The 4,602-nt window shown below is 67.9% G+C and carries 4 protein-coding genes; all 4 read left to right on the forward strand.

All coding sequences use genetic code 11. From position 1 onward, the window contains the following. Positions 1-351: 351 nt before the first annotated feature. Positions 352-1,083, forward strand: a complete 732-nt coding sequence (locus EX88_RS0122435) for a TetR/AcrR family transcriptional regulator (RefSeq protein ID WP_081931384.1) — start codon at positions 352-354, stop codon at positions 1,081-1,083. A gap of 16 nt (positions 1,084-1,099) precedes the next feature. Continuing rightward, complete coding sequence (locus EX88_RS0122440) at positions 1,100-2,077, forward strand: HlyD family secretion protein (RefSeq protein ID WP_081931385.1); 978 nt, start codon at positions 1,100-1,102, stop codon at positions 2,075-2,077. Between the two features lie 86 nt (positions 2,078-2,163). Next, positions 2,164-3,087, forward strand: coding sequence for an ABC transporter ATP-binding protein (locus EX88_RS0122445; RefSeq protein ID WP_255611024.1), 924 nt, complete (start codon positions 2,164-2,166; stop codon positions 3,085-3,087). Continuing rightward, positions 3,084-4,172 carry an ABC transporter permease gene (locus EX88_RS0122450; protein WP_031374219.1) on the forward strand — a complete coding sequence of 363 codons (1,089 nt, stop codon included), beginning with the start codon at positions 3,084-3,086 and terminating at the stop codon, positions 4,170-4,172. Before EX88_RS0122445 ends, EX88_RS0122450 begins: the two co-directional genes overlap by 4 nt. The last annotated feature ends 430 nt before the right edge of the window (positions 4,173-4,602 follow it).

Below are 4,602 nucleotides of genomic sequence, written 5' to 3' on the forward strand. Positions count from 1 at the left end.
CGGCGCACGTCCTGTGCGCCGCCCTCCGGGTCTACGGTTGCATCGCAAGTTCGGTATTGCGCCAAGCTTTCACGGCAACGGCAACGGCAACGGCAACGGCAACGGCAACGGCAGCGGCAGCGGCAGCGGCAACGGCACGGCGAAAGCAAAGGCACGGCAAAAGCAAAACTCTGCTGCCGCGCCGCAGTCCAGATGGGCCCAGCCGGGGCGAAGTCTCGGCTGCGAACACGTAACGTCGGGAACTAGCGACCCGCGGCACTCCTCCTCCCTGAACAGGGCGCGGTGCGCCCGGCACGACCGTCGGTCGGCTCGGGCTTGCGAACTAATTAATTGTTGAATTAAATATGGCGCATGGACACTGCGCCCCCCACTAAACCGCCTGCCAAGCGCGCGGCCAAAGCTGCCGCCAAGCCTGCCGCCAAGCCGCGCTCTGCCGGCCGACCTGCCGCGAACAAGCGCGCACCGGGCCGGCCGGCTGCCGCCGACAACCCCGATCTGCGCGCGCGCCTGCTCGACGCGGCGATCGTCTGCTACGCCCGCCAGGGCATCGCCGCGACTTCGCTGCGCGCCATCGCCAGCGAGGCCGGGGTCAATCCGGCCCTGCTGCATTACTACTTCGGCGACAAGGAGCAGTTGCAGGAGGCGGTCAGCAACGAACGCCTGCTGCCGGTGTTCCTGAGCCTGCGCGACAACCTGACCCGCGAGCCCGGCGACGTTATGGATCTGATCGCGGGTTTCGTCCACGGCATCGGCCAAGTCATCGCCGCGCATCCGTGGCTGCCGTCGCTGTGGGTGCGCGAGGTGCTGTGCGAGGGCGGGGCGCTGCGCGAGAGCCTGCTGCTGCAGAAGATCGGCCCGCTGGTGCCGCAGATGATGGCGCGGCGTTTCGCCGAGGCCCAGCAGCGCGGGCAGATCAATGCCGACCTGGACCCGCGCCTGCTGATGGTGAGCCTGGTCGGCTTGACCCTGTTCCCGGCCGCGAGCGCGCCGATCTGGCGGCGCTTGTTCGACGCCGACGATCTCGATCTCGACACCCAGCGCCGTCATGCGTTGGCCTTGCTCGACCGCGGCCTCACTCCCTGATTGCGAGAACCCTGCGATGGATACGATCAAGCACGCACTCAGGCCGTACGCAGGTCGGTTCGCCGTCGCTCTGCTGTGCATCGCCCTGGCGGCTTGCAAGGAAGAGCCGGCGCAGGCGCTCGGCACCCTGGAATGGGACCGGGTGACTTTGCCGGCACCGGCGGCGGAGAAAGTCGTGCGCATCGACGTGCGCGAAGGCCAGCGGGTCAAGGCCGGTACGCGCGTGTTGCAACTCGAACTCGACCGCGGCCGTTCGCAGTTGAGCGCGGCGCAGGCGCAGGCGCGGCAATCGGCCGATGCGCTGGCCGAGCTCGAAGCCGGCCCGCGCAGCGAAACCATCGCCCAGGCCCGCGCCACGCTCGCTGCCGCCCAGGCCCAGGCCGCTGACGCCGCGGCGTATTACTCCCGCGTGCAGCCGCTTGGCCGCCAGCGCCTGATCGCCGCGGCCGAGGTCGATCGCGCGCGCGCCGCGGCCGGCAATGCGCAGGCGCAGGTGCGCGCCGCGCAGGCCGCCTTGCTGGAACTCGAACACGGCACCCGCCGCGAGCGGATCGCCCAAGGCCAGGCCGCATTGGCCGCGGCGCAGGCGCAGGCCGAGGTGCAGGCGGTCAACGTCGGCAAGCTCGACGTGGTCGCGCCGCGCGACGGCGTCATCGACAGCCTGCTGTACAAGCTCGGCGACCAGGCCCCGGTTGGTTCGCCGTTGGCGGTGATGCTGGTCGGCGAGCGGCCGTATGCGCGCGTCTACGTGCCCGAACCGATCCGCCAGGATGTGCGGGTGGGGCAGAGCGCACGCGTCTTCATCGACGGCCGCGAACAAAAATGGAACGGCCGCGTGCGGATGATCCGCAGCGAACCGAGCTTCACCCCGTATTACGCTCTGACCGGCGAGGACGCGGCCCGTTTGAGTTATCTGGCCGAAGTCGAGGTCATCGACACCAAGGCCGCGCAATTGCCGGCCGGGTTGCCGGTGCGGGTCGAGTTCGGGCCATGAGCGATGACTTGCCCGCCGCTGCGATGACGGCCACGCCGCCCGGCGGCGACCCCGATGGCGAGGCCGCCGTCATCAAGGCACGCGGCATGAGCAAGCACTTCGGCCAGTTGCGCGCGGTCGACCGCGTCGACCTGACCGTGCCGCGCGCCTGCGTCTATGGCTTCCTCGGTCCGAACGGCTCGGGCAAGTCGACCACCATCCGGATGCTGTGCGGCCTGCTCACGCCGACTGCGGGCGATATCGAAGTGCTGGGCCTGAAGATTCCGCAACAGGCCGAAGCGCTGCGTCGGCGCATCGGCTACATGACCCAGAAGTTCTCTCTGTTCGAGGACCTCAGCGTGCGCGAGAATCTGGAGTTCCTCGCCGCCGTGCAGGACATTCCCAAGGCGCCGGCGCGCCGACGTGTCGACGAGTTGATCGAGCAATACCATTTCGGCGATCGCCAGAAGCAACTCGCCGGCACGATGAGCGGAGGCCAGAAACAGCGCCTCGCACTGGCCGGCGCGGTGATCCACGAGCCCGAATTGTTGTTTCTCGACGAGCCGACCAGTGCGGTCGACCCCGAGTCGCGCCGGGATTTCTGGGAGAAGTTGTTCGAGTTGGCCGACGCCGGCACGACCTTGCTCGTGTCCACGCACTACATGGACGAGGCCGAACGTTGCCATCGCCTGGCGATTCTCGACCGCGGCGTGCTGGTCGCCGACGGCACTCCGGCGGAACTGACCGGCGCGCTCGCCGGGCGCGCGGTCGAGGTGCGCGCGGCGCAGCCGCGCAAGGCTCAGCGCGTGCTGGTGGAGGTGCCCGGCGTGCTCAGCGTGGCCCAGATCGGCAACAGCCTGCGGGTGCTGCTGGAACGCGCCGACCGCGCCGAATACGGTCTCGCCGAGGCCTTGCGCGCGGCCGGGCTCGACGCCGAGGTCGACCAGGCCGCGGCCAATCTCGAGGACGTGTTCGTCGCCGCCACGCGCGGCCGCGAAACCGCGCCGGCGAACACGGAGCAGGCCTCATGAAACTGCGTCGGCTGTGGGCGATCGTGCTCAAGGAAATCCGCCAGCTGCGCCGCGACCGCATCACCCTGGCGATGATCGTGGTGATTCCGGTCGGCCAATTAGTGCTGTTCGGTTATGCGATCAACATGAACCCGCGCGGGCTCAACGCCGCCATCGCCGACCAATCGCAGACCGCCGCTTCGCGCGCCCTGGTCATGGACATGGTCGCTACCGGTGTAATCGAGCCGGTCGCCGATGCCGACACGCCGCAGCAATTGATGGAGATGCTGCGGCGCGGCCAGGTCAGCGTGGGGGTCAGCATTCCCGCCGATTTCGAGCGCCGCCGCATCGACGGCCGCGAAGCGGTGCAGGTGCTGGTCGACGGCAGCGACACCGTGGTGCAGAGCGCGGCGGTGCAACTGGCGCAGATGCCGATCGACAGCACGGTGGCGGCGCTGCGCAAGGTCGCGCCGATCAGCGTGGTCGCGTTCTACAACCCGGAGCGGCGCTCGCCGGTCAACATCGTGCCCGGCCTGATCGGCGTGATCCTGACCATGACCATGGTGATGTTCACCTCGGTGGCGATCGTGCGCGAACGCGAGCGCGGCAATATGGAGCTGTTGATCACCACGCCGGTCAGCCGCACCGAGCTGATGATCGGCAAGGTCCTGCCGTACGCGGTGATCGGCCTGGTCCAGACCACGGTGGTGATCCTGCTGGGCCTGTGGCTGTTCGACGTGCCGATCAAGGGCAGCGTGCTCGACGTCTACCTCGCCGCGATCCTGCTGATCCTGGCCAACCTGACCTTGGGCCTGATGATCTCGACCAAGGCCGGTTCGCAATTCCAGGCCATGCAGATGACCGTGTTCATTCTGCTGCCATCGATCCTGCTGTCGGGCTTCATGTTTCCGTACGCGGGCATGCCGAAGGTCGCGCAATGGCTGGCCGAGGTGCTGCCGATGACGCATTTCCTGCGCCTGATCCGCGGAGTGATGCTGCGTGGCGCGAGTCTGTGGGAGCTGTGGCAGGACGTGTTGTATCTGTCGGTCTTCATCGTGGTGATGATGACGGCGGCGGTGGCGAGATTCAGCAAGCGGCTTGACTGAGGGGCGTACACGTTGGCTTGGATGCGTCCGTGCTGCCCAATCCCGTCCGGCCCGAACCGGCCGCAGGGCCGCGATCGTGTCGTCTCATTCCCGTGGCGGCGGCTCGACCTCTGTAGGAGCGGCGTGAGCCGCGACCAAGGGACGCGCAGAGGTCGCATAGCTGTCGTCACTGCAAGGAGCCTTGAGCTGTCGCAGGGTAGGAGCGGCGTCCTACTGGATTTCCTTCGGTCATAAGCCGCGACTGCGAATCTACGGCTGCCGGCGCTGGGTGGTCGTGGCTGCGTGGTCGCGGCTTGCGCCGCTCCTACCCCTTGTACTCTGATAGCTGCAGGATTGCTGTTGCTGTTGCTGTTGCTGTGCGTCGCCTAGCACTAGCGAAGGCCATAGAAGACCCGGAGGGCGGCGCGCAGGGATGCGCGCCGTTTTTCAT

This window comes from Lysobacter antibioticus (genome assembly GCF_000731095.1).
In the GTDB taxonomy this organism is placed as follows: domain Bacteria; phylum Pseudomonadota; class Gammaproteobacteria; order Xanthomonadales; family Xanthomonadaceae; genus Lysobacter; species Lysobacter antibioticus_B.

Coding starts and splice junctions, on each gene's coding strand:
- EX88_RS0122435 (WP_081931384.1), top strand. CDS start 352: ATGGACACTGCGCCCCCCACTAAACCGCCTGCCAAGCGCGCGGCCAAA.
- EX88_RS0122440 (WP_081931385.1), top strand. CDS start 1,100: ATGGATACGATCAAGCACGCACTCAGGCCGTACGCAGGTCGGTTCGCC.
- EX88_RS0122445 (WP_255611024.1), top strand. CDS start 2,164: ATGAGCAAGCACTTCGGCCAGTTGCGCGCGGTCGACCGCGTCGACCTG.
- EX88_RS0122450 (WP_031374219.1), top strand. CDS start 3,084: ATGAAACTGCGTCGGCTGTGGGCGATCGTGCTCAAGGAAATCCGCCAG.